This window comes from Pseudomonas sp. G11, from assembly GCF_029457515.1.
Classification (GTDB): domain Bacteria; phylum Pseudomonadota; class Gammaproteobacteria; order Pseudomonadales; family Pseudomonadaceae; genus Aquipseudomonas; species Aquipseudomonas gorinensis.
Map to the genome: position 1 here is coordinate 2958733 of NZ_CP120377.1, position 25569 is coordinate 2984301.

The window sequence follows — 25569 nt, forward strand, 5'->3', positions numbered from 1 at the left end:
CCATGAACGCTGCCCTCGACGTTCTGCAATCGACCCATCAGCACATCAACCGCGACCGTTTGTGGCAGTCGCTGATGGACCTGGCCAAACTCGGCGCCACGCCCAAGGGCGGCGTGTGCCGCCTGGCCCTCACCGACCTCGATCGCAAGGCCCGCGATCTGTTCGTGCAATGGTGCGAAGACGCCGGCTGTACCGTGACCATTGATGGCATCGGCAATATTTTCGCGCGCCGCCCTGGGCGCAATCCCAACTTGCCGCCGGTGATGACCGGCAGCCATATCGACACCCAGCCTACAGGCGGCAAGTTCGATGGCTGCTTTGGCGTGCTGGCAGGGGTGGAGGTGCTGCGCACGCTCAATGACCTCAAGCTCGAAACCGAAGCGCCCTTGGAAGTGGTGGTGTGGACCAACGAGGAAGGTTCGCGCTTCCCCCCGTGCATGATGGGGTCTGGGGTGTTTGCCGAAAAATTCACCCTGGCCGATACCTTGGCCAAGGTCGATGTGGACGGCGTCAGCGTGGGCGATGCGCTGAATGCGATTGGCTACGCAGGTACGCGTCCCGTCAGCGGGCACAAGGTCGGTGCGTATTTCGAAGCCCATATCGAACAGGGGCCGATTCTTGAGGATGAGAAGAAAACCATCGGCGTGGTGCTCGGCGCCCTCGGGCAGAAGTGGTTCGACCTGAAACTGCGCGGCGTTGAAGCGCATGCGGGGCCGACGCCGATGCACCTGCGCAAGGACGCTCTGGTAGGCGCGGCGGCGGTGGTGGCGGCGGTCAATGCGGCGGCGCTGGGGCATCAGCCGCATGCTTGCGGGACCGTCGGTTGCCTGCAGGCCTATCCTGGCTCACGCAACGTCATTCCCGGTGAAGTGCGCATGACCCTGGACTTCCGTCATCTGGAACCGGCGCGGTTGGATTCGATGATTGCCCAGGTGCGCAAGGTGATTGAGGACACCAGCGCCAAACACGGCCTGAGCTTTGAGATGGAACCCACCGCCGACTTCCCGCCGCTGTACTTCGATAAAGGTTGCGTGGACGCTGTGCGCGATGCGGCGAATGGCCTGGGCCTGTCGAACATGGACATCGTCAGCGGGGCAGGGCACGACGCGATTTTCGTCGCCGAACTGGGCCCGGCGGGGATGATCTTCGTGCCGTGCGAAGGCGGCATCAGCCATAACGAAATCGAGAATGCGGCACCGGATGACCTGGCGGCAGGCTGTGCAGTGCTGTTGCGCGCGATGGTGGCCGCTTCAGCCGCCATCGCCAGCGGCAAACTCGCCGCCTGAAAGGCACAAAAAAAATGTGGGAGGGGGCAAGCCCCCTCCCACATTTTGAACTGCGTTTGACGTTAGACCCAGATGGCATCCCACAATGGGTAGTCGCCAATCCGCTCCACCAACCCCGCCCGCAATGGATTCGCCACCACATACCTGGCCATTTTTACCAGGTCATCTTCCTTGCGCAGTGCCCGGTCATGGAAGCTCTCTTGCCAGAGCCGCCCCTTGCGACCACTTACGCCATTGACGGATCGCGTGCTCTTGGATTTCACCTGCCGCATCAAATCCGCCAGCGAGCCTTTCTGTAGCTCGATAATCCAATGAAAGTGGTCCGGCATGACCACCCAAGCCAGGGAGTTCGCCAGCCCTTGGTACTGGGCTAACCGAAATTGCCAGACCACCAAGCGACCGAGATGGAAATTGTTGAATATCGGTATGCGTTCGTGGGTGTTGGTGGTGATGAGGTAGATGCGGTTGGGTTCGCTGACGCGGCCGATGCGCAGGCGGTGTGAAGCGGGTAAATCTGCCATTCCCTGGCCCTCTCAAGATGTGCCTGGAGAGGCTAGATCGGAGGGCAAGAGGCTGATGGGCAGGCTGTTGGCAGGATGTGTCTGGAAGGGCGCTATCGGGGGCAAGCCCCCTCCCACAGGGGCTCAGTGGCGTTTATACATTATGTGTCTGACACAGGATCAGTGTGGGAGGGAGCCCCCTCCCACAGGGGAGCTGCGGTGTTCATACAGTATGTGTCTGACACAGCATCAGTGTGGGAGGGGGCTTGCCCCCGATAGCGGTGGCTCAGCTACGGATGAACTGGCTGTCCTCCTGCATTTAGCCTGAACGGTGCCTGAGGGCGGTGTCAGGCCTCAGGCTGCCAACCGCCGCCCAGGGCTGTGACCAAGCCGATACTCGCCTGCAACTGCCGCGTCTGCACCGCCTGCAATGTCCGCTGGGCTTGCAATGCCGCCGTCTGCGCCGTCACCACATCCAGATAACTCACCGCGCCCGCCTGATAGCTGTTCATCGCCAGGGACTGGGTGCGCTGCGCCGCATCTGCCGCGGCTTGTTCATCCTGCGCTTCCTGCTGCAAGTCCCGCAGTTGCGCCAGGTTATCTTCCACCTCACGCACGGCCTTGAGCACCTGGCTGCGGTACTGCGCCGACGCTTCTTCAAACTCGGCCTTTGCCTGGCGTTCATTGGCGCTCAGGCGTCCCCCATCGAAGATCGGCAAGTTCATCATCGGCCCCAATGCCCAATAGCGGTTGCTGGCGGACAGCAGGTTGCCCACCCCTTGCGTCTGCCCCCCGATCAACCCGGTCAAACTGAAATCCGGATACCACGCCGCCTTGGCCACGCCGATATTCGCATTGGCGGCAAACACCCGGCGTTCCGCCGCGGCAATATCCGGGCGGCGTTGCAGCAGGTGGCTTGGCAACTGCGAGGGAATCCCGGGCAGGGTCATCAGGTGTTGGCTCTGCGGCAGCGTAAAGTCACTGGCCGCCACGCCCACCAGTTCACCGATCGCATGTTCGGTGAGGTTGCGCTGGCCGGTGACTTCATCCAGTTGTGCCTTGGCTTCGGCCAGTTGATTTTGCGCGCGAGTCAGGTCCAGTTCGGAGGCGATCTGGCCTTCATAACGGCTGCGCGTCAGTTGCAGGGCCTGGCTGTAATCCTCCAGCGAACGGTTGAGAATCCGACGCTGTGCATCCAGCCCATTGAGCTGCACATACAGCGTCGCCAGCTGACGTTGCAGGCTCAGGCGCGCCACGGCCAAGTCATCGCCGGACGCTTGCGCCTGGGCATCACCGGCCGCGACCTGGTTGCGGATTTTGCCCCACAGGTCCAGGTCGTAGCTCAGGGAAAAGCCGGCGGTGTTGCTGTTGTATACCGATGGCTGCGTATCCCCGCGCAGCGGCCGTGAATCCGATTGGCGCTGGCGCAACGGCTGCGCGCTGGCGGTGATTTGCGGGAACAGCCCGGCATGCAATTGGCTGGCATACGCCTGGGACGCATCGAAGTGCGCCAGCGCTGCCGCCAGGTCCGGGTTGGCCTCGATCAGTTGCTGTTGCAGCTGATTCAGGCGCGGCTCGTGGTAGAGCGTCCACCACTGCGGCGCCAGTTGGTCGGACGGCTGCGCGCTGTGCCATGGACCGTCGCTGGTCTGTTCGCGGTAGTTCGCCGGCAGGTCGATCGACGGCACGTGGTAGGTCGGCGCCATCGAGCAGCCTTGCAATGCCAGCAGCATCAACGCCGCGAGGGGCTTAAGCCTTGGGCGCATGCGCACCTCCGGAGGCGTCGGCCAGTTGCACCGGGTCGCCTTCGCGCAGGGCGTCGGGCGGGTTGTCGACGATGCGGTCAGCGGGTTTCAGGCCCTGGTCGATGACCAGGCGTTCGCCGAGGTCGAGGCCGATATGGATGTCTTGCAGGTGCACATGGTTCCGCGCATCGAGCACCGCGACCTGAGTGCCTTGGGCACGGAAGATCAGCGCACTGGCCGGGATGCTGACGCCATGGGTATCCGCCGGAATCGGCAGGGTGGCTTCGGCGTAATCACCGGGCAGCAGTTCGCCGTGGGGGTTGTCGGCGACGAACTGCGCGAGCAGGGTGCCGGAGCGACGGTCGATGGCGGTGGAGTCGCCGATCAGGCGCGCCTTGAAGTGTTTGCCGGGATGCTCGGGCACCGTCAGTTCGGCTTCCAGCCCTGGGTGAATCACCGCCGCATAGTTCTGCGGTACCGGCACATAGAGGCGCAATTGGTGGGTGTCGGCGATGTTGAACAGTTCCGGATCGCTGTCGGTATCGGCCTTGATCAACTGGCCGATATCGGTGTTGCGCGCGGTGATGGTGCCGGCGAAGGGGGCCCGGATGGTCTTGTAGCTTTCCAGCGCCGATAGCCGTGCATAGTCGGCCGCGGCCGCCTCGGCGTTGGCCTTTGCGGCCGCGGCGTTGGAGGTTTTTTCATCGGCTTCCTGGCGCGACACCGAGTGGCTGCCCAGCAGGTTTTGCCAGCGTGTGGCGGTGGTTTCGGCCAAGCGTGCATTGGCCTGTTGCTGCACCAGGCGCGCGTGGGTTTGTGCCAGTTGCTGGTCGAGGTCGGGGCTGTCGATCTCGGCGAGGATTTGCCCGGCCTTGACCTGGCTGCCGATATCAACTTTCCAGTCCTTCAGGTAACCGCTGACCCGCGCATGGATCGGCGCCTTGCTCCAGGCCTCGAGGTGCGCGGGCAGGCGCAGGGTGTCGCCGGCCACGTTCTGTTGTGGCTGGAACACCATGACTTGGGGGATGGCGGCGGTTTCGGTCCAGGCGGTGACCGATTGTTCGTGCATCGTGCGGGCATGCAGGCCGTTGGCGACCAACAGGGCGGCCAGGGTCAGGCCGCCGACACCCATGAGCATCAGACGCTTGCGCGAGGGGTTGTGATCAGACGACATGTGGGTTTTCTCCAGCAACTGCGCGAGTAGAGTGACGACCGTGGACCAGGCTGAAGACCACGGGAACAAATAACAGGGTGGCGACGGTGGCGCAGATCAAGCCGCCGATCACCGCTCGGCCAAGGGGCGCGTTCTGTTCTTCGGAAAGGGCCAGGGGCAACATGCCGATGATCATCGCCAGGGCCGTCATGCACACCGGGCGAAAGCGCGTATAGCCGGCTTCCAGCGCGGCCTTCAGAGCATCGCCATGCTCGGCCAGGCGTTCGCGGCAGAAGCTCACCACCAGGATCGAGTTGGCGGTGGCCACGCCCATGCACAGGATCGCGCCGGTCAATGCCGGCACCGACAACGACGTCCCGGTGAGGAACAGCATCCACACGATCCCTGCGAGCGCCGCCGGCAATGCGGTGATGATCACGAACGGATCGACCCACGACTGGAAGTTGACCACGATCAGCAGGTAGATCAGCACCACTGCGCCGAGCAGGCCAAAGCTCAAGCCGCTGAAGGCTTCGTGCAGCGCATCGATCTGGCCATGCAGGCTGATCACCGCGCCCTTGGGACGCATCGATGCGGTGTCGTCCAGCACTTTTTGCACGTCGCGGGCCACGCCGCCGAGGTCACGGCCTTGCACGTTGGCGTACAGGTCCAGGGTCGGTTCGATGTTGTAGTGCGTGACCACTGCCGGGCTTTGCACGCGGGAGATGGTCGCCACGCCGCCGAGGATCTGCGACTGGCCGTCGGCACCGGTCACCGGCAGCGCTTCCAGCGATGGCAGGCTGTCGAGACGATATTGCGGGGTGGCGGCGACGATGGAATAGGACACGCCATTGGCCGGGTTAAGCCAGAAGGTCGGTGCGGTTTGCGAGCTGCCGGCGAGGGAGGCGACCATGCTGTTGGTCACGTCCCGTTCGGTAATGCCCAGGCCGTTGGCGCGCATACGGTCGACATTCACTTGCAGCGACGGGTAGCCGGTGGACTGCTGGATACGCAGGTCGGCGATGCCGGGTACGTGTTGCAGTCGACGCTCAAGCTCCACGGCATAGGCACGGTTTTCTTCATCGCTGCGCCCGGAGATTTTCACGTCCAGCGGAGCCGGCGCGCCGAAGTTGAGGATCTGGCTGCTGATGTCCGCCGGCAGGAAGGCGAAGTGGCTGCCGGGGAAACTCTGGGGCAGCGCCTCACGCAGTTTTTTCACGTAGTCGGCGGTGGGCGCGTGGCCCTTTTTCAGGCTGACCTGGATATCACCGTCCTGCGGACCGATGGTGCCGCTGCTGCTGTAGGCCATGTCGATGCCGCTCAGCGGAATGCCGATATTGTCGACGATGGTGTCCAGCTCTTCGGCGGGGATCACTTCGCGAATCCGCGCTTCAATCCGGTCGAAGGCCGCCGCGCTTTCTTCGATACGCGTGCCCAGCGGCAGGCGCACATGCAGCGCCAATGCGCCGGCATCGGTGGCGGGAAAGAAGTCCTGGCCGAGGCTCGGCAGCAGCAGGAACGACGCCAGCACACAAGCCAGGAAGCCGACGATAAAGCCCTTGCGGGTGCCCAGCGCGAGGGTCAGCAGGCCATGGTAGGTGTCGCGGATATTCGAGAAGTGACGCTCGAACCCCTGCTGGAAATTCAGCACCGATTGCAGCAGGGCATTGCGCGGTTGGCGGTGCTGCTCGCCTTCGTGGTGGTTGATGAAGTCATCTTCCGGATGATGCCCCGCACCGGGCTCCGGCGTGTGCGGCTTGAGCAGGAACATTGCCAGGGTGGGCACCAGGGTGCGCGAAAGGATGAACGAACTGGCCATGGCGAAGATCACCGCCAGGGCCATCGGCCGGAACAGGTAACCGGCGATGCCTTGCAGCAAAAACATCGGCACAAACACGATGCAGATGCACAGCAGGGAGACGAATGCCGGGCCGACGATCTGCGCGGCGCCGTCGAGGATCGCGGTCTTCACCGCCTTGCCTTGTTCCAGGTGCCAGTTGATGTTTTCGATGGTCACCGTGGCGTCGTCCACCAGGATCCCCACCGCCAGCGCCAGCCCGCCGAGGGTCATCACGTTAAGGGTTTGCCCGCTGACCGCCAGCAACGCGATGGCCGACAGCACGGCCAGGGGAATCGATGCGGCGATGATCAGCGTGGAGCGCCAGCTGCCGAGGAACAACAGGATCATTGCGCTGGTCAGCAGCGCGGCGATGATGCCTTCCTGGGCCACGCTGCCCACCGATTGCTTGACGAATACCGAGGCGTCGCCCAGCAGCGAAGTCTTCAGCGACGGCGGCAGGGTTTCGTTGATGCGCGGCAGCATCTGGCGGATGCCGTCGATGATCGACAGGGTCGAGATGCTGCCGTTTTTCAACGCCGGCATCAGCACCGCGCGATGGCCGTCGACGCGCACGATATTGGTCTGCGGCGGCGAGCCATCGCGCACGTGGGCCACCTGGCCGATGGTGATCAGTGCGCCATCAACCGTTTTGATCGGCAGGTCGTTGAGCTCATCGATGGCCTTCGGGCTGTTGTTGAGCAGGATCGTGTATTCGTTGGGGCCGAGCTTGGCGGTGCCCACCGGGATGATCTGGTTTTGCAGCGCCAGGGCGTTGCCCACGTCCTGTGCCGACAAGCCCTTGGCGGCCAGCGCCTGCGGGTCGAGGTCGAGGGTGATCTGGCGCTGTTTGCCGCCCATCGGCGTGGGCATGGCCAGGCCGGGCAGGGCGCTCAAGGGCAGGCGGATATTGTTCTGCACCAGGTCGCGGATCCTGGCTTCAGACAGCGTCGGGCTGGAGAACGCCATTTGCAGGATCGGCACCGTCGAGGCGCTGTAGTTGAGGATCAGCGGCGGCGTGATGCCCGGCGGCATTTGCTTGAGTACGGTTTGTGATACCGCCGTGACTTGGGCATTGGCGGTGCGGATATCCACGCCGGGTTGGAAGAAGATCTTGACGATGCCCATGCCGGGCAGCGATTGCGATTCGATATGTTCGATGTCGTTGACGGTGGTGCTCAAGGAGCGTTCATAGGTGTAGATCACCCGACCGGCCATGGCGTCCGGCGACAGGCCGTTGTATTGCCACACCACGGCGACGACGGGGATGCCAATATCGGGAAAAACATCGGTGGGGGTGCGCAGGGCCGCCATGGGCCCGACGATGCAGATAAATATGGCCAGCACGATAAACGTGTATGGCTTTTGCAGTGCGGTCTTTACCAGCCCGAGCATGCGTGAACCTCCGGAGGGAGCAGGATTGCAAACCCCGGCAGTCTTGACCGACCCACCTAACACGCACCTTTCAGCCAGGTGAAGGAAGTTTTAGTTATGCGCTGAAGATCGTTTCATGTGTATTCATTTGTTCTACAAAGGCGAGCTCCTCAAGCTTGTACCCCATCGGACGCGAGTCACTTTTCTGCGTCCAGCGCCTTGATCGATGTCCTTTGGAGCCCTGCCATGAACTTGAAAAACCTGTCACTTAAACCACTCCTGCTGATTCCCGCCCTGGGCGCGGTCTTGTTGTTGTCGGCCTGTGCCGGCCCGATTCCCAAGGCTGACCCGAGCGAAGCCTGGATCGGCTTGAAGGAAGAAGCCCCGAATGACTTGATGGCCGAGCGCGTGGATGGCAAACGCGTGGATGACGGGCGCTTTTTTGAAGTGCCACCGGGGGACCACCGCCTGGATGTGACGCTCTATGAGGAGGAACCGGGCGACGATAACCAGCAGGATTGCCAGGGCCGCGTGGAGTACAAGCACTTCAAGGCGGGTGAACACTACACCCTGGTGGAATCCAGCCTGGGCACCACTGTGCGCGCATCCCTGATGGATGGTCACGGTAAGGAAGTCGCCGCGACGCAGGACTTCAATTGCATGCCTGGCTAGGCGTGGTGCACCGCGCGCTTATGCGGCTTGGCGGGCGCAGTGGGTCTGGCGTGGGGGTGATGGTGCCGGCGGGTAATGCGCAACACCCCCCACAACATGGCGCCGGCTACCGCCAGCCAACCGCAGATCAACAGGACAATCGTTGTTGCAAGGCTCATTCGGGCCTCCTTCGCCCCGTAGGGGGCACACACAGTCTTCTCAATGGACAGTCTAGCTACCCGGCGGTTGCCTGCTATTGACCAATGGTCGTGTCCATCCAACTTGTTTGCTCTATCACCGCGTGTTTACTGGGGTTCTCGGCTATAGAGAACGCCATTGCCCGCGGTTTACTGTCGGCGCGATTGGGCTATGATCAGGCCCCTCACCGACAGTTGATCAAGAGAGTAAAAAAATTGCGGTTACGGTCGAACGTTAAAACATCCTGGTTGCTGGCCTGTGCCCTCGGGCTGGCGGCCTGTTCCGGTCATCCGTCGAAGCTTGCGGGCTTGCCGGAGCGCGTTGAACTCAATGGCGTCCCGACGTTTCGCAGCGATGCCTATCAGAGCGGTCCTACGGCATTAGCCAGCATGCTGTCGCAACAAGGCATTGTGATGACACCGGGCTTGCTCGATAAACCGCTGCGCTTGCCCGCTGCGCAGGCTGATCTGGAGCGCAACATGCAGGTGCTGGCGCGTGAGTACGGGCTGATGGTGTACCCGCTGGATGCCAAGCTGACCGCGGTGCTGGCGCAGGTGGCGGCGGGCTACCCGGTGATGGCGCGCATCAGTGGCCGGTTCTGGTCTGAACCGCACTACGTGGTGGTCGTCGGCTTTAACCAGCAGAAGAGCACCGTGTTGTTGCGTTCAGGCATGGACCGGCGACTGTTGATGGGCTTCAGTGATTTTGAATCGGCGTGGAAGAGCGCCGGACACTGGGCCATCCTGACCCAGCGCCCGAGCCAGTTGCCGGCCAACGTGGACGCACAACGCTGGCGTGAAGCCGCCAACGCCACTGCCCAGGCCGGGCAGGAGCAGGCAGCGGCGCAGGCGCTCAAGGTGTTGGCTGAGAAAAAGTAAGCGCCACCTACACCACCGCGCCAAACAGCGCTCCTACGGTCGCCGTAACGCCCATGGCGAGTGCCCCCCACAGGGTCACTCGCCAAGCGCCGGTGATGATGCTTGCTCCGCCGGCCTTGGCCGCGACGCCGCCCAGGCTGGCCAGAAACAGCAGGGACATGCCGGATATCCACGGCACCACGCTGTGGGGCGGCGCGATCACCGTTACCGCGAGTGGCAATGCGGCACCGACCACAAAACTGGCGGCCGAGGCGAGTGCCGCTTGCAGCGGTTTGGCCGTGAGTGCCTCGCTGATGCCCAACTCGTCACGGGCATGTGCGCCCAGGGCGTCGTGTGCCATTAACTGATCGGCGACCTGGTGGGCCAGTTCGGGTGACACCCCGCGGTGCATGTAGATGTGGGCAAGCTCGCTATGTTCGGCCTTCGGGTTGCTCGCCAGCTCCGCCCGTTCCCGTGACAGGTCGGCCCGCTCGGTATCGGCTTGGGAATGCACGGAAACGTATTCGCCGGCCGCCATGGACATTGCGCCCGCCACCAACCCGGCCATGCCGGTGACGAGCAGCGAAGCGTGGGTAGCGTTGGCGGCAGCGACGCCGATCAGCAGGCTGGCGGTGGAGACGATACCGTCGTTGGCCCCCAGGACTGCGGCGCGCAGCCAGCCGATACGATCACTGCGATGGGACTCGGTGTGCCGGTGCATGAATTTCATGGTTGAGCGGGACTCGTGTTCGTGGGCGGTGTTTGGATCGGACGGTTCTCAATCTGCGCCTGCAGAATGCCGTCGACAATCGATATTTCCTTGAGTTGGTCACCCTCGCGCAGCACGAACAGCGCGTCCATGCCGCGCGCCTGCGCCAGGCGTGGGCCTTCGATCTCGCCGAGCACCATCAACGCCGTGCCCCAGGCATCGGCAAGCATGCACGAGGCGGCTACCACCGTGACGGCGGCGATCGTATTGCACAAGGGCGCGCCAGTGGCCGGGTCAAGGGTGTGGGCATACTGTCGCCCCTCGAGGTCAACCCAGTGCCGGTAGTCGCCAGAGGTGGCGATGGCCGCATCGCAGAGCTCCATCACGCCCATGACTTCCCGCCGGCCCCGGCACGGCTTTTCAATGGCCACGACCCAAGGTTGGGCATCCGGCTTCACGCCTCGGGCCCGCATTTCGCCGTCGATACCGACCAGGTAGCGGGTCAGCCCGAAACCGTCCAGGCAGCGTGCCAGTTCATCGACGCCAAAGCCTTTGGCGATCGCGTTGAGGTTCAGGTGCAGCGGCGCGTGTTTGCGCACTTGATGTCGTTGCAGGTCCACCGTCAACCCCGCGTGGGCGCTCAGGCGGGGGCGTGGCGCCAGGGTGTCGACGTTGTGTGCGGTGATCGTGGGGGCGCCAGGGCCAAAGCCCCAGGCCTCGACCCGGTCACCGACCGCGATGTCGAAGGCGCCGGCGGATTGCTGGCTGACCCGCAGTGCTGTCGCCAACACGCTGGCCAGTTCCTTGGGCACCGGCAGCCAGGTCTGCTCGGGGGCGGCGTTGAGGCGATTGAGGTCGGAATCGGCTTTCCAGAGGGACATTTGCTGGTCCACCCGCTCCACGGCCTGGGCCAGGCTGCGGCTGATCGCCTCGATGTCGAGGCCCGCCTCGGCATAGAACACGGCGCTGTAGCGCGTGCCCATGGTCTCGCCGTTGAGGCTGTAGCGTTGGCTATCAGTAGACATCTTCACGGTAGCGTCCTTGTGCCTTGAGGGCTTGCACACTCAAGTTGAGTGGCACCAGTACTTCATCCAGGGCCTGCATCACGCCTTTGGCCATCTCGCGACTGCCACACACCAGCACCTGGGCGCCTTTTTCAATCAGCCGCCGCAACGCCAGGGCATCGTTGATCAACCGGTCTTGCACGTAGCTGCGGTCCTGCACTTGGGAAAACGCGGCGCGTAACGTGGTCAGGCGGTGGTCGGCCAGGTAACGGTTGAGCTCCGGTTCATAGAGGAAATCCGACGCCGGGTTACGCCCGCCCCAATACAGGTGCATCGGGTGCCTGGCCTTGTTGTTGCGAATAAAACCGGCCAGGGGGCCAATGCCGGTACCCGCACCAATCAGGATCACCGGGTGTGCACCCGACGCCGGGCGAAATTGCGGGTTGGGTTGGATAAAGGCTTCGATCGACGCGCCGATTGCCAGGCCATGCAGGAAACCCGAACACAGCCCACCTTCGTGTTTGCGCACGCAAATCTCCAGTACGCCATCGTCACGGCTGCTGGCCAGCGAATAAAAGCGTGGCAACGGGCTGCCTGGCGGGTAGATGCCGACCAGATCGCCGGCCTGGAAACGCGGCAGCCCGCCGGGTGCCTTGAACCGCAGGACGTGGGTCGGTGCCTGTACTTGCTCGCCATAGACAGTGCATTCGGCCAGTACCAGTTGATGGGTACGTGGTCGCTCGGGGTTGTGGACCAGTTTCAACGCCTGCCCGAGGACTTCACCCAGGTCCAGGCCCCAGCGCATGAGCTCCTGGGAGGACTGGCGGTTGATGCTCTCCAGTGGCAATAACGCCACGCCGCCGGCCTGCTCCATGGCGGCCTGCACGACGTGGGCGTATTGGCAGAACTGCGCAAACTGTCGATCGCCAAAACCCAGTACGGCAAAAGGCAGGCCGGGTTTGATCGCGCATTGCTCCAGCCGTTTGAGGAACTGTGTGGCCGAGGCGGGCGCGTCGCCGTCGCCATGAGTGGCCGTCAGGATCAATACCCGCTGCGCGCTGCGGTAATCCCCTGTCCATTCATTCATCGCTGCGCTATGCACCCGATGGCCGGCCTGGTGCAGCGCGTCATGCAAGGTGCTGGCAAAGCCCCAGGTGGTGTTGTTTTCACTGCCCACCAGAATCACGCTGTCGGCGGCGTGGGCAGGGCTGTTATGACGAATGCGCGGGCCGGCCTTGCGGCGGCGCCACCAGAGCAGCATGCCGGTCACGCTCATCAGGGGCACGCTGAGGGCGCAGAGGCCAAGGAACAAGCCCAGCCACCAGAGGCCTTCACCGGTGTGCAATTGATAGATCAATTGGTAAAGGTCATGCAGCGAATCATGGGCCTGATAAGACACCAACGCGCCGCTGACCGGGTCCACGTAGCCATCGCCCTGAGCGGTACGCAGGGAAAACACGTCTTGCGGGTGACCGGGGCTCGGGTACACCAGTTCGCGCAGGTCATTCAGGTCGGTGGCCTGCAAGGCTTGCAGGTTGGCCACCGGTTGCGCCACGCCGGCGCTGATGGCGGTCGGGAAGGCCGGCTCGCTCTGGCTGCCGTCGGCGACCAGGCCAAAGGTGGTGGCGCACAGGTAGAGCCCCGTCAGGGCCGAGAGCAACAGGCCAAGCACGACCAGGCGCCCGACTTCGGCATGCCAGCGTTGGCTGAACGTGCCCCGCAGCGGTCGCAGCAGGTTGCGCAGGCCGCCCAGGCGGCGCGCCAGCAACAGCGCGCCAGACACGCAAAGAATCAGCATGAAAAGCGCGCCGATACCCGCGATCCCGTGCCCTGTGGTGTCCATGAACAGCGAGCGATGCAGGTCTTTGACCCAGCGCGAAACGGCAGACGGCTCGTAGGGGCCAAGGCCCTCGCCCGTCAGTGGATCGACCCTTTGCGCAGCGGCCTGGCCGTCCTGAGTGTAGTAGATGATCAACGTCCCGGACGCGGTGCGCTGAATCTGCTCCACCCCCGGAAAATGCTGGGCGATGCGCCCGGCCAACTGGCCGACATTGAGCTGCCCGGCCTCGATTGACGTGCTGTGCAGGCGTTCCAGCGCTGGGTTGACGGACAACACTGCGCCGCTGATGGCCATGATCATGACCAGCAGGGCGGCGATCAGTCCGGGCAGTGAGTGGAACTGGCGAAGCATGTTCAGCCTCCAGAAGTGGCGAGTACTACAGGGCGTAGGTAAACGACTCGACGTAAGTGTTGCCGCTCACCGGCTTGCTCGACCCGCTCGATGTCAGGGCAACGCTGACGTCGGCGCGGCTGTCGCGTTTGTCTTCCACGGCGCTGTCGATACGGATCTGATACCCGGCATCGATCAAGGTGTCGGCCAGTTCAACGCTGACGGTGAGGGTGTCGCCGCTGCCGACGCTGGCGCCGCTGAGCCCGTCAAACTCGCTTGGGTTCATGCCGCTGCCACGGGCCCAGTCGCTCAGGTGGCGGTAGTACTTGGCTTTCTTGCCGGCCACCCAAAGGGTTTTCTGGTACTGGCCGTTGGCGTCAGTGACATAGATCGCCAGGTACGCACCGTTGCCGCTGTAGGGCTTGAGCTGGGTGGTCAGGGTGACTTCTCGGGCCTGGGCCAGGCTCGGGAGAGCAAGGGCGCCGGCGAGGCAGGTTGCAGCGAAGAGTGTTTTCATGGGGATGTCCTGGTTGAGCGTTGTGGCGAAAGCCTGGACCTGCTGGCTGACAGCAACCTGAAAGCCTTGGAAAGCGTCAGGCTCATTGAGCACCAGGGCGGTCGAGGTAATCCCGTGCGTCGCCGTTGTCGCCGAAATGGATTTCCAGTTTGCGCAGGCGAAGCGAGGCGGGTGCGTAGCTGGCTTCGATCGCATTGCCCTTGCGGTCGGTGGCCTTGAGCGTGTAGCAACCGTCGTCGACCTTGATGCGCTGCACACTCCAGCCGTATTGCTGCTCGACCTGCTGGCGCAAGGTTTCGCGCGGTTGCCAGTCGTTGACCGGCTCGCGGCAGTCATCATCGGCCAGGGCGTACCCGCCGAGCAGGACGCTCAGCAGGGCGGTGCTGGCAATAAAAGCGGGTTTCATGATCTATCTCCGATTCGATGGGCCTGTGCGGCATACCCTAGGGGGCATTCCTGACAACCGGCTGAATCTTCAGATTCACGTCAGGTAAGGCCGCTAGGGTGCTGCACGACAACCATCAGAGGAGGTGCCAGATGCGCGTTTTATTGGTCGAGGACGCACCTGGGCTGGGCGAGGCGGTGCGCGAACAGATTGCCGATGACGGTCACGCCGTCGATTGGGTGCAGCGACTGGAGCATGCGAGCGCCAGTGTGCGTACCACGCCGTATGACCTGATTCTGTTGGACCTGATGTTGCCTGACGGTCGCGGGCTGGACTTTTTGCGCCAGCAGCGTTCGGCTGGCAACGTGACCCCGGTGATCATCCTCACCGCCCAGGACCAGATTTCCGACCGCATCGCCGGCCTGAATGCCGGCGCCGACGACTACTTGGTCAAACCGTTCGACCTGTTTGAACTCTCGGCCCGTGTGGCCGCGGTGGCCCGCCGCTACAGCGGCAACCCGAACCCCCTGATCAGGCTCGGTGAATTACAGATCGACATGAACGCGCGCACCGTGCAGCGCGCCGGCGTCACCATTGACCTCACGGCACGCGAGTGGGCGCTGTTCGAGGCGTTTGTGCAGCGCCCTACGGCGTTGCTGTCGAAGTCGCAGCTCGAAGAGCGCTTGTATGCCTTTGGCGCCGAAATCGAGAGCAACACCATCGAGGTCTACATCAGCCGCCTGCGTAAAAAACTGGGGCGTGAGCTGGTGGAAACCGTGCGCGGCATGGGCTATCGGTTGATGACCGTATGAAGTCGCCGATCAGCCTGCAAAGGCGCCTTGGCCTGGGACTGACCCTGGGCATGACCTTGCTCTGGCTGGGCGCGACCGTCGGCGCCTGGCTGGTGGTGCAACATGAGTTGAACGAAGCGTTCGACAGTGCCCTGGAAGAGACCGCGCAACGCATCCTGCCCCTGGCCGTGCTGGAAATCAGCAACCGCGAAGAACCGCGCACCGCCCAGCACATCGCAACCTTGAAGATGCACAAGGAGTATCTGACCTACCTGGTGCGTGATGCCCAGGGCCAGATCCTGATGCAGTCCCATGACGCCAACCCGAAGATATTCAACGACTCGCCGCGCGAAGGGTTCTCTACCACGAAAAAGTACCGGCTGTATGGTGCGAGTGCGCTGCGCAATACGTTGTTCATTGAGATCGCCGAGCCGCTGGGGCATCGCCGCGAGGCGGCGCGGGAAGCCTTGTTTGCGTTGTTGCTGCCGCTATTGGCGTTGATCCCCATCAGCTTGTTGGGCACTTGGCTGTTTGTGCGCGTCAGCCTGCGTAGCGTGTTGGCCTATCGCCGTGCCGTGGAAGCCCGAGGGGTGGGGGATTTGTCGCCGATCAGCGTGGCGCGGTTGCCGGCAGAAATCGACCCGTTGGCCGACGCGGTCAACCACCTGTTGGAGCGCCTGCGCAAGGCATTGGAGGCCGAGCGTAGCTTCACCGCCAACAGTGCCCATGAATTGCGCACCCCGTTGGCCGCGACGTTGGCGCAGATCCAGCGCCTGCGCCAGGAAGCGCCGGAAGGTCCATTACGCATGCGTGCGACGAAGATCGAAAACTCATTGCGCGAGCTGGCACGGCTGTCGGAAAAGCTCATGCAGTTGGCCAAGGCCGAGGGCGGCGGGCTGTTGTCCGAGGCGCCCCAGGACCTGATCCCCTTGCTGGCCCATGGGGTCGATGAATGGAATCGCAGCAGCGGTCAGCGCATCCGCTTGCAGCTTCCTACCCAGGGCAGTGTGTATGCGGCGATTGACCCGGACGCGTTCGGTATTCTGCTGCGCAACCTGATCGAGAATGCATTGAAGTATGGGGCGCAGGACCAACCGGTTGAAGTCAGCCTGACGGACCAGGCGCTGCTGCGGGTGGTCAATGGTGGACCGGCTGTGCCTGCACCAGTGTTACAGCGCCTGACCGAGCGCTTTGTGCGCGGCAGCAGCGAAGCCAGCGGCACAGGGCTCGGCCTGGCCATTGCCAAGACCATCGTCCAAGGGGTCAAGGCGCGTATGACCCTGGCTTCGCCCGCGGCCGGCAGAGACGACGGGTTCGAAGTCAACGTTCAGTTTTTGCGCCTGCCGACCTGAACGTTGACTGAGCCCCAGCGACTGCTTGCCTCAGAAATCCACACTGACGCCGGTATACAACGCCCGCCCGTCACCGGGTGAATGCAGCGAAGCCTGGGCACCGTCCGGGTCGTACCAGACGTATTCATAGTAGCGATTGGTAAGGTTCTTCAGCTGCAGATCGACACTGACCGACTCGGTCACCCGGTAACTGGCGCCGAGGTTCATCAGGACGTAGCCACCGTAAGTCCCCCGGGTATTTTCGCGTTCAAGGTAGTAATTCGTCTGGCCATTCATCCACGCCGTCAATTGCAGGGCGGGGGTCGCCTTGTAGCTGACCCCGGCGTTGTACAGGTGATGAGGGATGTGGTCGATCTCCTGGCCTTTGCTGTTGGGCAAGGTTGAACTGGGCTGGAGTATTTTCGAGTACTGCCAGGCGTAGGCCATCCAGAGATCGGTACGCTCGTTCGGGTGCAGGTTCACCTGCGCGTCGTAACCCCAGCGCCGGGTTTGGCCGACGTTATCCGACTCACCACTCGGGTCGTTGAGTCGACGACTGACTTCGCCACTGGCCTTTTGTTGCCAATAAGCCACGCGGCCGTCGATCCAATCGGCGGGCGTGAACTTGATGCCGGTTTCCCAGCCTTCGTTGATGGACGGCGCGAGATCCGTATCCCTTGGCGGAATCTTGTAGGCCGCGGCACCGGTACCCACCTGAAATGTACGGCCCCAGTTGGCATAGACGCTGGCAACGTCCCACGGTGAATACACCACGCTGAGCTTGGGTTGTTTGATCAGCCCATAGTCATTGATGGCGTAGTCCAGGCCGGTCATTTCGTTGGTGAAGTCGCCTTGGATCTTATCGACGCGATAGGCCGGGATGATCTTCAGCGACTCGAACGGTTTGATCTCGGCCTGCACGTAGGCGCCGTAGGTATCGAAGTCGAATTGCTGGTCACGGGTTTGGGCCTGCCGGACCCGGTCCTTGGTGCGGTAGCGCTCGCTTTTGTTGTGTTGCTGCTGCATGTCCGCGCCGCCTTCCAGGGCGAAGTCATACAGCCAGCTGACTTCAGGGCGCCAGGTCAGGGAGGTGAGGGCGCCGTATTGGGTTTCGTACGCATCGCGCTCTTGCTGGGCGCTGGTGCGCCAATATTGCGTCCAGCGCCGGTCGTCGAAGGTGTTGACGTAGGTTTTCGCCGCCCAGGCCAAGGTGTCGGCCAGCTCGGTGTCGAAGTGCACGCTGAGCTGGTTCATCCGCCGCGTGCCTTTGTCGGTGGCGTTGTAGCTGTTGGTCATGGTCGGGTGCTGGTGGGCGTCCTCTTCACTCAGGTAGCCGGGTTCCTGCGCCTCGGTTTCGTAGTGACGGGCGATCAGGCCGATACGGTAGCGGTTGTCGTCCGGGGTATAGAACCATTTGCCGGCCATGGAAAACTTGTCTGCCTGGGCGTGATCGCGGTAGCCGTCGGATTTCTGGTAGGCGAAGAAGTAGTTCTGCGTCCAGTTGCTGGTTTCGATGCCCTTGGCGAGCTGGGTCTCCTGCGTGTTGTAGCTGCCATAGCGAATACGTGCCTTGGTGTAGTCGCCACCGGTGCGGGTCAGCATGTTCACATTACCGGCGATGTTGTTCAGGCCGTAGCGCGCATCGCTGGTACCGCGTACCACTTCTATGCTGTCCAGCTCCAGGGGGAAGATCATGTCCATGAACGGCATATTGCCGTCGTTGCTGTTGCTCGGAATGCCGTCGATCAGCAACTTCACCGCGTTGACTTCACCTTCGCCGTTAAAACCGCGAAAGGAAATCTTGCCGGAGGTGGTGCCTTGGTTGAATTCGGTGAGCATCACCCCCGGCGCACGGCTGAACAACTCCCAGCTGTAATTGACCGGCATTTTTTCGAGGATATCGGCGCCGAGCACATCCACTGAGCTGAGCACACTGCTGGTACTCAGCGGGCCATTGCTGCCGGTGGCGCCCTGGACCGTGACGGTGCCGAGGGTGAGGGTTGAGTCTTCGGTTCTACTGGCTTCGGCCAAAACCAGGGGCAGCGGGTTGATGGCGAACAAACCGACCGACAGGAGCGGCCATAGGGATCGGGACACGCAAACGCGCTTTGCGCACGGCAAAGTCAATGGAGCAGGCATAACGCACACTTCCTGATAAACAAGACACTTCAAAGGGGTTCAACCACCTCAGGGGGCGGTGAAAAAGAAGAGCGCACCTCACCTAGGTGGGTGCAGGTGTCGATCAGGCGGTGGGGGAGGCGCGTGGGCTCAGGCTGGGCCAGCGAATCCTGGGGTGCAGCGTCGGCAGCTCAGGGTTGACGAGGGCGATGGCAAGCGCGTAGCGCGGCAGGAAATGTCGATAGTAGTCGGAGGGCAGTGCCGCCAGCCCGGCATGGCCGCAACAGCAATCGCTGTGTTTCATGGGGCTGCTGGACGGGGCTGACTGGAGTGGGTCGATCAGCTTGCTCAAGCTGGGAGGTAATGCCTGCGAGGTGCCCCCCGAGCAGAATCCGCCCCATAGCAACAGCCCCATATCCGGCGGCTGCAGGGCACGGCCGAGCGGCATGGCCAGCATGTTGAGCAGCACGGCAAGGCAGGCGATCCAGGGGCTTATGCGTTTGAAGCTAGCCATGAAAGACGTCGACTGAAAGGGATGAGCATTTAGCGGCAGTTCCTGCGCAAAGTAAAAGCGCATTCGTGCGCTATTTTGCCGCAGATCAGGCCGCGGCCTGGGGCGACCGACTCCCCCGCAAAAGTCTGTTTTGTGTGTCTATCGGACAAAAAAATGCCCCGAGCGAGTCGGGGCATCCGCCAAGGTGACACCTTGTCCTGGCGGGTTGGTTCAGCGTCGAACCTCTGTCGCGTTGGCGCGGTTCTTCAGGTTCTTATCGGCTTTGTAGCGCAATGCCACATCCGGCACCGAACCGCTCTTGCCGGTCTCGACCCAGTTGCGAATGCGGCTGGCATCGGCGAAGTGGGTGAATTTGCCGAAGGCGTCGAGGATCACCAGCGACACTGGGCGGTTACCCATGCTGGTTACCAGCACCAGGCAGTGACCGGCCTGGTTGGTGAAGCCGGTCTTCGTCAGCTTGATGTCCCAGTTGGCGCGGTTGATCAGGTGGTCGGTGTTGGAGAAGCCCAGGGTGTAGTTGGGCTTGCGGAACGCCACGGTTTTTTCCTTGGTGGTGCTCAGCTGGCTCAGCATCGGGTATTTGCGCGCATAGGCCAGCAGCTTGCTCAGGTCCCTGGCGGTCGACACGTTGTGGATCGACAGGCCGGTGGGCTCGACGTAATGGGTACTGGTCATGCCCAGCGCCTTGGCCTTGGCGTTCATCGCTGCAATAAAGGCCGGGTAGCCGCCTGGGTAGTGGTGGGCCAGGCTGGCGGCGGCGCGGTTCTCCGAGGACATCAGGGCGATCAGCAGCATTTCTTTGCGGGGCATTTCGCTGCCGATTTTCACCCGGGAGAACACACCCTTCATTTCCGGGGTGTCCTTGATGTTGATGTCGATGTACTCGTCCATGTTTTGCTTGGCTTCGAGCACGATCAACCCGGTCATCAGCTTGCTCACGGAAGCGATGGGTACCACCACGTCCGGGTTGCTGGAATAAATCACCTTGTTGGTTTGCAGGTCGACCAGCATGGCGCTGCCGGAGGCAATTTGCAGTTTGGAGGTGTCACGCGGCGCCAGGGTGGTTTCGGCGGCTTGCGCGAAGGTGCCTGTGAAAGCAAACAATAGGCTGACGAGAGAGAGACGAATTTTCACGCGGATGAACTCGCTAAAAAGTAAGGAAATACCGTTCTGCAACGGGTTATATGAAAAATGACGTTACATTTTAAGAGTATGGATCAGAAAACGATAGAGAGCCTTTAAATAAAGGCTGTAAGCCGATGATTGGTTGGGTTTGTATCCACCCGCGGAAAAAAAAGGCCCGCTTGCGGGCGGGCCTGATGGAGTTCTTCAAAGGAGTGGGGGTAAGTTGCGCCCGTTCCCGTCGATGGCGGGTGAAAAGGATGTCGAAGAATCGAGAAACCCGGCATTGCGGCTAGCTGTTGAGCAGGATGCCCGGGCGAGTCCTTTATGTGGCTGACTTCAACAGTCCGTGGCGTTTTGGGAGGGGGTAGGAGAGCAGCTTTATTGACGGGTGATCAAAAAAACAAAAGCCCTGCTATCAGGCAGGGCTTTTGTTCAGCGCGCCAGAGGATCAGGCGTGCAGGGTTTCCGCCGCATACAGCGTATTTTCCAGCAGGCAGGCACGGGTCATCGGGCCAACGCCGCCTGGCACCGGGGTAATCCAGCCGGCGCGGGGCAGGGCGGTTTCGTACACCACGTCGCCGACCAACTTGCCGTCTTCCTGGCGGTTGATGCCGACGTCGATAACGATGGCGCCTGGCTTGATCCATTCACCTTTCACCAGCCCCGGCTTGCCGGCGGCGACCACGACCAGATCGGCGCGGCCGACATGGCCGGCCAGGTCTTTGGTGAAGCGGTGGGTCACGGTCACGGTGCAGCCGGCCAGCAGCAGCTCCATGGCCATCGGGCGACCGACGATGTTGGAAGCACCGACGATGACGGCGTCGAGGCCGTAGAGGTCGACACCGGTGCTTTCGAGCAGGGTCATGATGCCTTTGGGCGTGCACGGGCGCAGCAGCGGGATACGCTGGGCGAGGCGGCCGACGTTATACGGGTGGAAGCCATCGACGTCCTTGTCCGGGCGGATGCGCTCCAGCAGCTTGGAGGCGTCCAGGTGCTCAGGCAGTGGCAATTGCAGCAGGACGCCGTCGATGCTCGGGTCGTCGTTGAGGCTGTCAATCAGGTCGGTCAGGGCCTGTTGAGTCGTGTTGGCAGGCAGGTCGTAGGCTTTGGAGATGAAGCCGACCTCTTCACAGTCTTTACGCTTGTGCGAGACATAAACCTGAGAGGCAGGATCGCTGCCGACCAGGATCACCGCGAGACCCGGCGTGCGCAGACCTTGCTGGCGACGCTCGGTGACGCGTTTGGCGATCTGCTGGCGCAGGCTGGCGGCGATTGATTTGCCGTCGATAAGTTGTGCAGTCATTACGCGTGATTAACCATCGAGAGGGGGAAGAAAAGTGCGCGCATTCTCGCACGCCAAGGCGTGAGGGCAAAGGCGCTTGGTCTGCAAATTGGCCTAACCCCTTAAATAAAATGAATTTTTTTTAAAAAAGATTTGACGGGTTTCCGGGGCCTCTATACTATTCGTCGCACTTGTCGGGCACAGCCTAGCACTGGTTAAGAAGGTCGAGCAGAATTGCTGTTCTGCAACGCTGGAAGCACTTAGTTTGTAATCCTCCAAGAGTACAGATTAATCAGGCGCCCGTAGCTCAGCTGGATAGAGCATCCGCCTTCTAAGCGGATGGTCGCAGGTTCGAGTCCTGCCGGGTGCGCCATTAGGCAGCTTTGGCACAAGTAGCGCTATATGGTGGGCGTAGCTCAGTTGGTAGAGCACGGGATTGTGACTCCCGTTGTCGAGGGTTCGATCCCCTTCGTCCACCCCATATTTAGAAAGGCGCCAGATTAATCATCTGGCGCCTTTGCTTTAAGAGCTTCAAGCGCGGATGTGGTGGAATTGGTAGACACACTGGATTTAGGTTCCAGCGCCGCGAGGCGTAAGAGTTCGAGTCTCTTCATCCGCACCAATTAAAGCCATGCGCAGCCGACAGGCTGGGTAGGGCTCAACAAAGAAGTGGTTTGGTTTCTTTGTTAACGCAATATGGTGGGCGTAGCTCAGTTGGTAGAGCACGGGATTGTGACTCCCGTTGTCGAGGGTTCGATCCCCTTCGTCCACCCCATATTCGAAAGGCGCCAGATTTAACAGTCTGGCGCCTTTTTTGTTTTAGCGGTTCGAGTACCCGGCGGCTGTAGGTGCTGGGTCGCAAGAGCGGGGCGTTTCGTCGTATTTATGTATCTCGATGATGCTGCACTGCTTGCCTGCTCTGTTCGCGGGGTGGGCTGTCAGGGAGATGATCGGCGACTTCTTCTATATATAGAAGGGTTGGCGCAGAGCCCTGGCGTGATTGGCTGTTATTTGTCACCGGGGCGAGCTGCATTCGTGCATTCGTACCGATAAATTGCCTGCTGTTTTTTTACCCGTTTCCAGTAGGGTGACTTCTTGAGTTTGACCCACTAGAATGCATGCCCTTGGTGCGACACGCGTGGCGTGTCTCCTAAACTTCGAGGTGTAGAGTCATCTTGAAGGGTTTTCGAAAGAGAGCCGAGAGCTTGGGTGCCCAATCCCAAGAAACAAAACCCTCCCAGAAGTCCAATGCCTTCAAGGACTTGCCGCAGCGGCGGTGGCAAACTCAAGGTCGATTAGCGCTCGGTGGCTCGACCGCAGTACTGGATTTCCGGTATTGGAGTGCCTACTACACATCAGCCCTATTCAGGGCTAAACCCATGCGGGAGAGAATCCCCGCTGGGGTTCCCTCCTGCTTTTGAAACAGGAGGTAACAATTCTTTGAGCATGCTGCCCCGGCAGTCCCTGTTCACATCAAACCGGAGACATGAGCGAAAGCTCTGTCTGTCATTGTCCAACCATTGCCTGTTTGGAGTGGCAGCGGACTCGTTGTGCGACCAACGATAGCCTAGGAAGACATGCGTCACTGGTAACGGTGGGGTGTGAAGCTCTTCCAACAATGTAGCCCCCGTATGGGTGCGTCTTCGCCGTGAGGCGGAGCGCAGATGCTCGGAGCAGTACCGGGTTGAGGCGCTAGGCTGGCTGGTATGGGTAACACAAGTGAACTGCTAATAAACGTCGTCAGCATTACGGTGCCTAATCTGCTGATAGGCATTAACCAAAAAGGTGATGCGACCGGTTGTTCTGGTCAAGGGTCGGAACACGTCGTCACATAAGGTCGCCGGCGAATAGGCAGACTCTAACCCAGTCGTGTGACAGGCAGGGAACGTGGTAAGCCCGTATGGCTGCCTTCGGGCAGGTGAACCGCAAGGGGATCCGTTGGCTGTGCGGGTATGGGATCGCAGAGAAAGCGAAAGCCGGGCTGTAATGGCCCGGATAGGGGCTGGAACATTGCTCCACGGGAAACCGGGCAGACTTCTGCGTGGTCTTTCGTCGCATGAACTCTGAGTGAACCTGTCTCAATAAACCTAGAGATCCAGCTGTAACGGATCTTCTATTAATCCAACCCTGGCGGGAGCGTCCATTCCCGTCAGGGGATGTGTGCGTCTTTCGCTTGGGGCAACTTGAGAGGAAGGCAGCATGTTAGAACATAGCCAATTGGCCGTGTCTGCGCCTTCCGGCGCTCCGCAACAATGGCATGACATCGATTGGTGGCGTGTTCAGCGGAATGTCCGGGCGATGCAGATACGGATTGCGAAGGCTTGTCGGGAAGGCAACTGGCGCAGGGTGAAAGCCTTGCAGCGGATGCTGACCCGCTCACGCTCGGCCAGATACTTGGCCGTACGGCGAGTCACTGAAAACCAGGGTAAGCGCACGGCGGGAGTCGACCGCGTGCTCTGGGATACACCCGACGCAAAATGGAAAGCGGCAAATGGGTTGAAGCGTCACGGATATAAACCACGACCTTTACGGCGTGTGTTCATTCCGAAGTCGAATGGGAAGGAACGCCCTTTGGGCATCCCGACCATGACTGACAGGGCTATGCAGGCGCTGTATTTGCTAGCTCTGGCACCCATTGCAGAAACCACCGGCGATCCAAACAGCTACGGCTTTAGGATCGAGCGATCTACGGCGGATGCAATGGGGCAGTTGTTCGTATGCCTATCCAAGAAGGTTTCGGCCCAATGGGTTTTGGAGGCGGACATCAAAGGCTGCTTTGACCATATCAATCATGACTGGCTTATCACCAACGTCCCAACGGATAAGGTGGTTCTCCGAAAATGGTTGAAAGCTGGCGTGATTCATAAAGGCCAGCTACAGGCAACGGATGCCGGTACGCCACAGGGCGGGATTGTCTCGCCCAGCTTGGCGAATCTGGTGCTGGATGGGCTGGAGTCACAACTTAAGCAACATCTGGGTGTGACCAAGGCCAAGAAGCTGAAAATCAATGTGGTGCGTTACGCGGATGACTTTGTGATAACCGGAACCTCGCGAGAGGTGCTGGAAACTGAAGTCAGACCTTGGGTAGAGCAGTTCCTAGCAGTGCGGGGGCTGCAGTTGTCACTCGAGAAGACGCGTGTCGTCCATATAAAGGAAGGCTTTGACTTTCTAGGTTGGAATTTCCGCAAGTACGATGGGAAGCTTCTGATCAAGCCAAGCAAGAAAAACGTGAAAGCGTTCTATAGCAAGGTAAGGGAGGTCATCAGTACCAGCAAAACGGTAAGGCAGGAGGATCTGATCCGACAGCTGAATCCGATACTGCGTGGCTGGGCGTTCTATCACCAGCCTGTGGTAGCCAAGAAAGCGTATAGCCGCATGGATTACATGATCTTTCTGGCTCTATGGCGTTGGGCAAAACGGCGACACCCTAAGAAAACACTCCAGTGGATCGGAGCGAAATATTTTAAACCCATGAAGGGGCGCAAAGGGGTGTTTGCCACCGCGACGATGAATGACAAGGGAGAGATGCGAACGATCGAGTTGTACTCGCTAGCGAGCACTCCGATCGAAAGACACAAGAAGGTGAGTGGGGAGTACAACCCCTTCGATCCTTCTATGGAGGAAATGGGTGAGAAAAGGCGTATGGAACAGATGCTCAAAAGGCTGGCGTACCGTAAGCAAATCTTGAGCCTTTTCCAGAGTCAGAAAGGATTGTGTCCAATATGTAAGTTACCGATTACGAAGGAGACGGGGTGGCATGATCACCACATTCTGTACCGCACAAAAGGCGGTGGAGACTCCCTAAATAACCGGGTACTATTGCACCCCCTTTGTCACCAGCGGCTACACGCTCGCGGATTGACAGTGAACAAACCGGCTCCCCTTACCGGGGGTTTTGATTAGGCCCGAGCCGTATGCGGGGAAACTCGCACGTACGGTTCTTAGGGGGAGGTGGGCCAGTAATGGCCCATCTCTACCCGACATTCTGGGGTCGGAAACGGCCGGCTAACGTCTGTGCAACG

20 protein-coding genes and 4 tRNA genes are annotated in these 25569 nt (G+C 61.1%); 10 read left to right on the forward strand and 14 right to left on the reverse strand.

The genetic code is table 11. From position 1 onward, the window contains the following. Positions 1-2 precede the first annotated feature (2 nt). Complete coding sequence (locus P2T68_RS13740) at positions 3-1286, forward strand: Zn-dependent hydrolase (protein WP_024076290.1); 1284 nt, start codon at positions 3-5, stop codon at positions 1284-1286. 62 nt (positions 1287-1348) lie between these two features. On the opposite strand, the gene P2T68_RS13745 is transcribed toward P2T68_RS13740, so the two are convergent. From P2T68_RS13745 to P2T68_RS13760, 4 genes are all read right to left on the reverse strand, one after another. Continuing rightward, the gene (locus P2T68_RS13745; RefSeq protein ID WP_069076561.1) at positions 1349-1807 is read right to left on the reverse strand and encodes a transposase; all 459 of its coding nucleotides are present in this window, start codon (positions 1805-1807) and stop codon (positions 1349-1351) included. 326 nt (positions 1808-2133) lie between these two features. Beyond that, positions 2134-3552, reverse strand: coding sequence for an efflux transporter outer membrane subunit (locus P2T68_RS13750; protein WP_193689530.1), 1419 nt, complete (start codon positions 3550-3552; stop codon positions 2134-2136). Beyond that, complete coding sequence (locus P2T68_RS13755) at positions 3536-4705, reverse strand: efflux RND transporter periplasmic adaptor subunit (protein WP_024076288.1); 1170 nt, start codon at positions 4703-4705, stop codon at positions 3536-3538. Before P2T68_RS13755 ends, P2T68_RS13750 begins: the two co-directional genes overlap by 17 nt. Beyond that, entirely contained in the window at positions 4695-7916 is a 3222-nt protein-coding gene (locus tag P2T68_RS13760) for an efflux RND transporter permease subunit (RefSeq protein ID WP_024076287.1), read from the reverse strand. Before P2T68_RS13760 ends, P2T68_RS13755 begins: the two co-directional genes overlap by 11 nt. Positions 7917-8156: 240 nt before the next feature. Between P2T68_RS13760 and P2T68_RS13765 the strand changes: the two genes are divergently transcribed. Further along, entirely contained in the window at positions 8157-8567 is a 411-nt protein-coding gene (locus P2T68_RS13765) for a hypothetical protein (protein WP_041161254.1), read from the forward strand. Here P2T68_RS13765 and P2T68_RS13770 read toward each other — a convergent pair. Further along, positions 8564-8725: a hypothetical protein gene (locus tag P2T68_RS13770; RefSeq protein ID WP_168232119.1), complete on the reverse strand. Its 162-nt coding sequence runs from the start codon at positions 8723-8725 to the stop codon at positions 8564-8566. The two genes, P2T68_RS13765 and P2T68_RS13770, sit on opposite strands and share 4 nt — an antisense overlap. Before the next feature lie 234 nt (positions 8726-8959). On the opposite strand from P2T68_RS13770, the gene P2T68_RS13775 reads away from it, so the two are divergent. Continuing rightward, positions 8960-9622, forward strand: coding sequence for a C39 family peptidase (locus tag P2T68_RS13775; RefSeq protein WP_102624292.1), 663 nt, complete (start codon positions 8960-8962; stop codon positions 9620-9622). A gap of 7 nt (positions 9623-9629) precedes the next feature. Here the strand turns inward: P2T68_RS13775 and P2T68_RS13780 are convergent, their stop codons facing one another. The 5 genes from P2T68_RS13780 to P2T68_RS13800 form a co-directional block, all read right to left on the reverse strand. Continuing rightward, complete coding sequence (locus P2T68_RS13780) at positions 9630-10331, reverse strand: VIT family protein (protein ID WP_024076284.1); 702 nt, start codon at positions 10329-10331, stop codon at positions 9630-9632. Then, positions 10328-11335: an FAD:protein FMN transferase gene (locus P2T68_RS13785; protein ID WP_277379752.1), complete on the reverse strand. Its 1008-nt coding sequence runs from the start codon at positions 11333-11335 to the stop codon at positions 10328-10330. Before P2T68_RS13785 ends, P2T68_RS13780 begins: the two co-directional genes overlap by 4 nt. Then, entirely contained in the window at positions 11325-13505 is a 2181-nt protein-coding gene (locus P2T68_RS13790) for a PepSY domain-containing protein (protein ID WP_277379480.1), read from the reverse strand. The genes P2T68_RS13785 and P2T68_RS13790 overlap by 11 nt, the downstream gene beginning before the upstream one ends. A gap of 25 nt (positions 13506-13530) precedes the next feature. Continuing rightward, on the reverse strand, positions 13531-14001 hold the full coding sequence (locus P2T68_RS13795; protein ID WP_024076281.1) for a DUF2271 domain-containing protein: 471 nt from the start codon (positions 13999-14001) through the stop codon (positions 13531-13533). 82 nt (positions 14002-14083) lie between these two features. Next, a complete protein-coding gene (locus P2T68_RS13800; protein WP_069076556.1) occupies positions 14084-14407 on the reverse strand; it encodes a PepSY domain-containing protein in 324 nt (107 codons plus the stop codon). 131 nt (positions 14408-14538) lie between these two features. On the opposite strand from P2T68_RS13800, the gene P2T68_RS13805 reads away from it, so the two are divergent. Together P2T68_RS13805 and P2T68_RS13810 are read left to right on the forward strand one after the other, a co-directional pair. After that, positions 14539-15198 (forward strand): response regulator transcription factor, encoded by a 660-nt coding sequence (locus P2T68_RS13805; protein WP_168232122.1) that lies wholly within the window; start codon positions 14539-14541, stop codon positions 15196-15198. Then, entirely contained in the window at positions 15195-16529 is a 1335-nt protein-coding gene (locus tag P2T68_RS13810) for an ATP-binding protein (protein WP_193689526.1), read from the forward strand. The genes P2T68_RS13805 and P2T68_RS13810 overlap by 4 nt, the downstream gene beginning before the upstream one ends. 30 nt (positions 16530-16559) lie before the next feature. On the opposite strand, the gene P2T68_RS13815 is transcribed toward P2T68_RS13810, so the two are convergent. From P2T68_RS13815 to folD, 4 genes are all read right to left on the reverse strand, one after another. After that, on the reverse strand, positions 16560-18647 hold the full coding sequence (locus P2T68_RS13815; protein ID WP_277379481.1) for a TonB-dependent receptor: 2088 nt from the start codon (positions 18645-18647) through the stop codon (positions 16560-16562). A 103-nt stretch (positions 18648-18750) separates the two neighbouring features. Further along, complete coding sequence (locus P2T68_RS13820; protein ID WP_069077429.1) at positions 18751-19140, reverse strand: DUF2946 domain-containing protein; 390 nt, start codon at positions 19138-19140, stop codon at positions 18751-18753. 210 nt (positions 19141-19350) lie between these two features. Further along, positions 19351-20274 (reverse strand): D-alanyl-D-alanine endopeptidase, encoded by a 924-nt coding sequence (gene pbpG, locus P2T68_RS13825; protein ID WP_150054361.1) that lies wholly within the window; start codon positions 20272-20274, stop codon positions 19351-19353. 439 nt (positions 20275-20713) lie between these two features. Next, the gene (folD, locus tag P2T68_RS13830) at positions 20714-21568 is read right to left on the reverse strand and encodes a bifunctional methylenetetrahydrofolate dehydrogenase/methenyltetrahydrofolate cyclohydrolase FolD (protein WP_024076274.1); all 855 of its coding nucleotides are present in this window, start codon (positions 21566-21568) and stop codon (positions 20714-20716) included. A gap of 275 nt (positions 21569-21843) precedes the next feature. Between folD and P2T68_RS13835 the strand changes: the two genes are divergently transcribed. The 5 genes from P2T68_RS13835 to ltrA all read left to right on the forward strand — a co-directional run bounded on the left by P2T68_RS13835 (position 21844) and on the right by ltrA (position 25450). Beyond that, positions 21844-21920, forward strand: a tRNA-Arg gene (locus P2T68_RS13835). Positions 21921-21952: 32 nt separating this feature from the next. Next, positions 21953-22028: transfer RNA gene (locus P2T68_RS13840), tRNA-His, on the forward strand. 56 nt (positions 22029-22084) lie between these two features. Then, positions 22085-22169: transfer RNA gene (locus P2T68_RS13845), tRNA-Leu, on the forward strand. A gap of 77 nt (positions 22170-22246) precedes the next feature. Beyond that, positions 22247-22322, forward strand: a tRNA-His gene (locus tag P2T68_RS13850). 1424 nt (positions 22323-23746) lie between these two features. Then, positions 23747-25450 (forward strand): group II intron reverse transcriptase/maturase, encoded by a 1704-nt coding sequence (ltrA, locus tag P2T68_RS13855; protein WP_031694129.1) that lies wholly within the window; start codon positions 23747-23749, stop codon positions 25448-25450. Positions 25451-25569: the final 119 nt, after the last annotated feature.

Bases quoted from the DNA above. Each gene is read 5' to 3' on its own strand.
- P2T68_RS13740 (WP_024076290.1), top strand. From the start codon at position 3: ATGAACGCTGCCCTCGACGTTCTGCAATCGACCCATCAGCACATCAAC.
- P2T68_RS13745 (WP_069076561.1), bottom strand. From the start codon at position 1,807: ATGGCAGATTTACCCGCTTCACACCGCCTGCGCATCGGCCGCGTCAGC.
- P2T68_RS13750 (WP_193689530.1), bottom strand. From the start codon at position 3,552: ATGCGCCCAAGGCTTAAGCCCCTCGCGGCGTTGATGCTGCTGGCATTG.
- P2T68_RS13755 (WP_024076288.1), bottom strand. From the start codon at position 4,705: ATGTCGTCTGATCACAACCCCTCGCGCAAGCGTCTGATGCTCATGGGT.
- P2T68_RS13760 (WP_024076287.1), bottom strand. From the start codon at position 7,916: ATGCTCGGGCTGGTAAAGACCGCACTGCAAAAGCCATACACGTTTATC.
- P2T68_RS13770 (WP_168232119.1), bottom strand. From the start codon at position 8,725: ATGAGCCTTGCAACAACGATTGTCCTGTTGATCTGCGGTTGGCTGGCG.
- P2T68_RS13780 (WP_024076284.1), bottom strand. From the start codon at position 10,331: ATGAAATTCATGCACCGGCACACCGAGTCCCATCGCAGTGATCGTATC.
- P2T68_RS13785 (WP_277379752.1), bottom strand. From the start codon at position 11,335: ATGTCTACTGATAGCCAACGCTACAGCCTCAACGGCGAGACCATGGGC.
- P2T68_RS13790 (WP_277379480.1), bottom strand. From the start codon at position 13,505: ATGCTTCGCCAGTTCCACTCACTGCCCGGACTGATCGCCGCCCTGCTG.
- P2T68_RS13795 (WP_024076281.1), bottom strand. From the start codon at position 14,001: ATGAAAACACTCTTCGCTGCAACCTGCCTCGCCGGCGCCCTTGCTCTC.
- P2T68_RS13800 (WP_069076556.1), bottom strand. From the start codon at position 14,407: ATGAAACCCGCTTTTATTGCCAGCACCGCCCTGCTGAGCGTCCTGCTC.
- P2T68_RS13805 (WP_168232122.1), top strand. From the start codon at position 14,539: ATGCGCGTTTTATTGGTCGAGGACGCACCTGGGCTGGGCGAGGCGGTG.
- P2T68_RS13810 (WP_193689526.1), top strand. From the start codon at position 15,195: ATGAAGTCGCCGATCAGCCTGCAAAGGCGCCTTGGCCTGGGACTGACC.
- P2T68_RS13815 (WP_277379481.1), bottom strand. From the start codon at position 18,647: ATGCCTGCTCCATTGACTTTGCCGTGCGCAAAGCGCGTTTGCGTGTCC.
- P2T68_RS13820 (WP_069077429.1), bottom strand. From the start codon at position 19,140: ATGGCTAGCTTCAAACGCATAAGCCCCTGGATCGCCTGCCTTGCCGTG.
- folD (WP_024076274.1), bottom strand. From the start codon at position 21,568: ATGACTGCACAACTTATCGACGGCAAATCAATCGCCGCCAGCCTGCGC.
- ltrA (WP_031694129.1), top strand. From the start codon at position 23,747: ATGTTAGAACATAGCCAATTGGCCGTGTCTGCGCCTTCCGGCGCTCCG.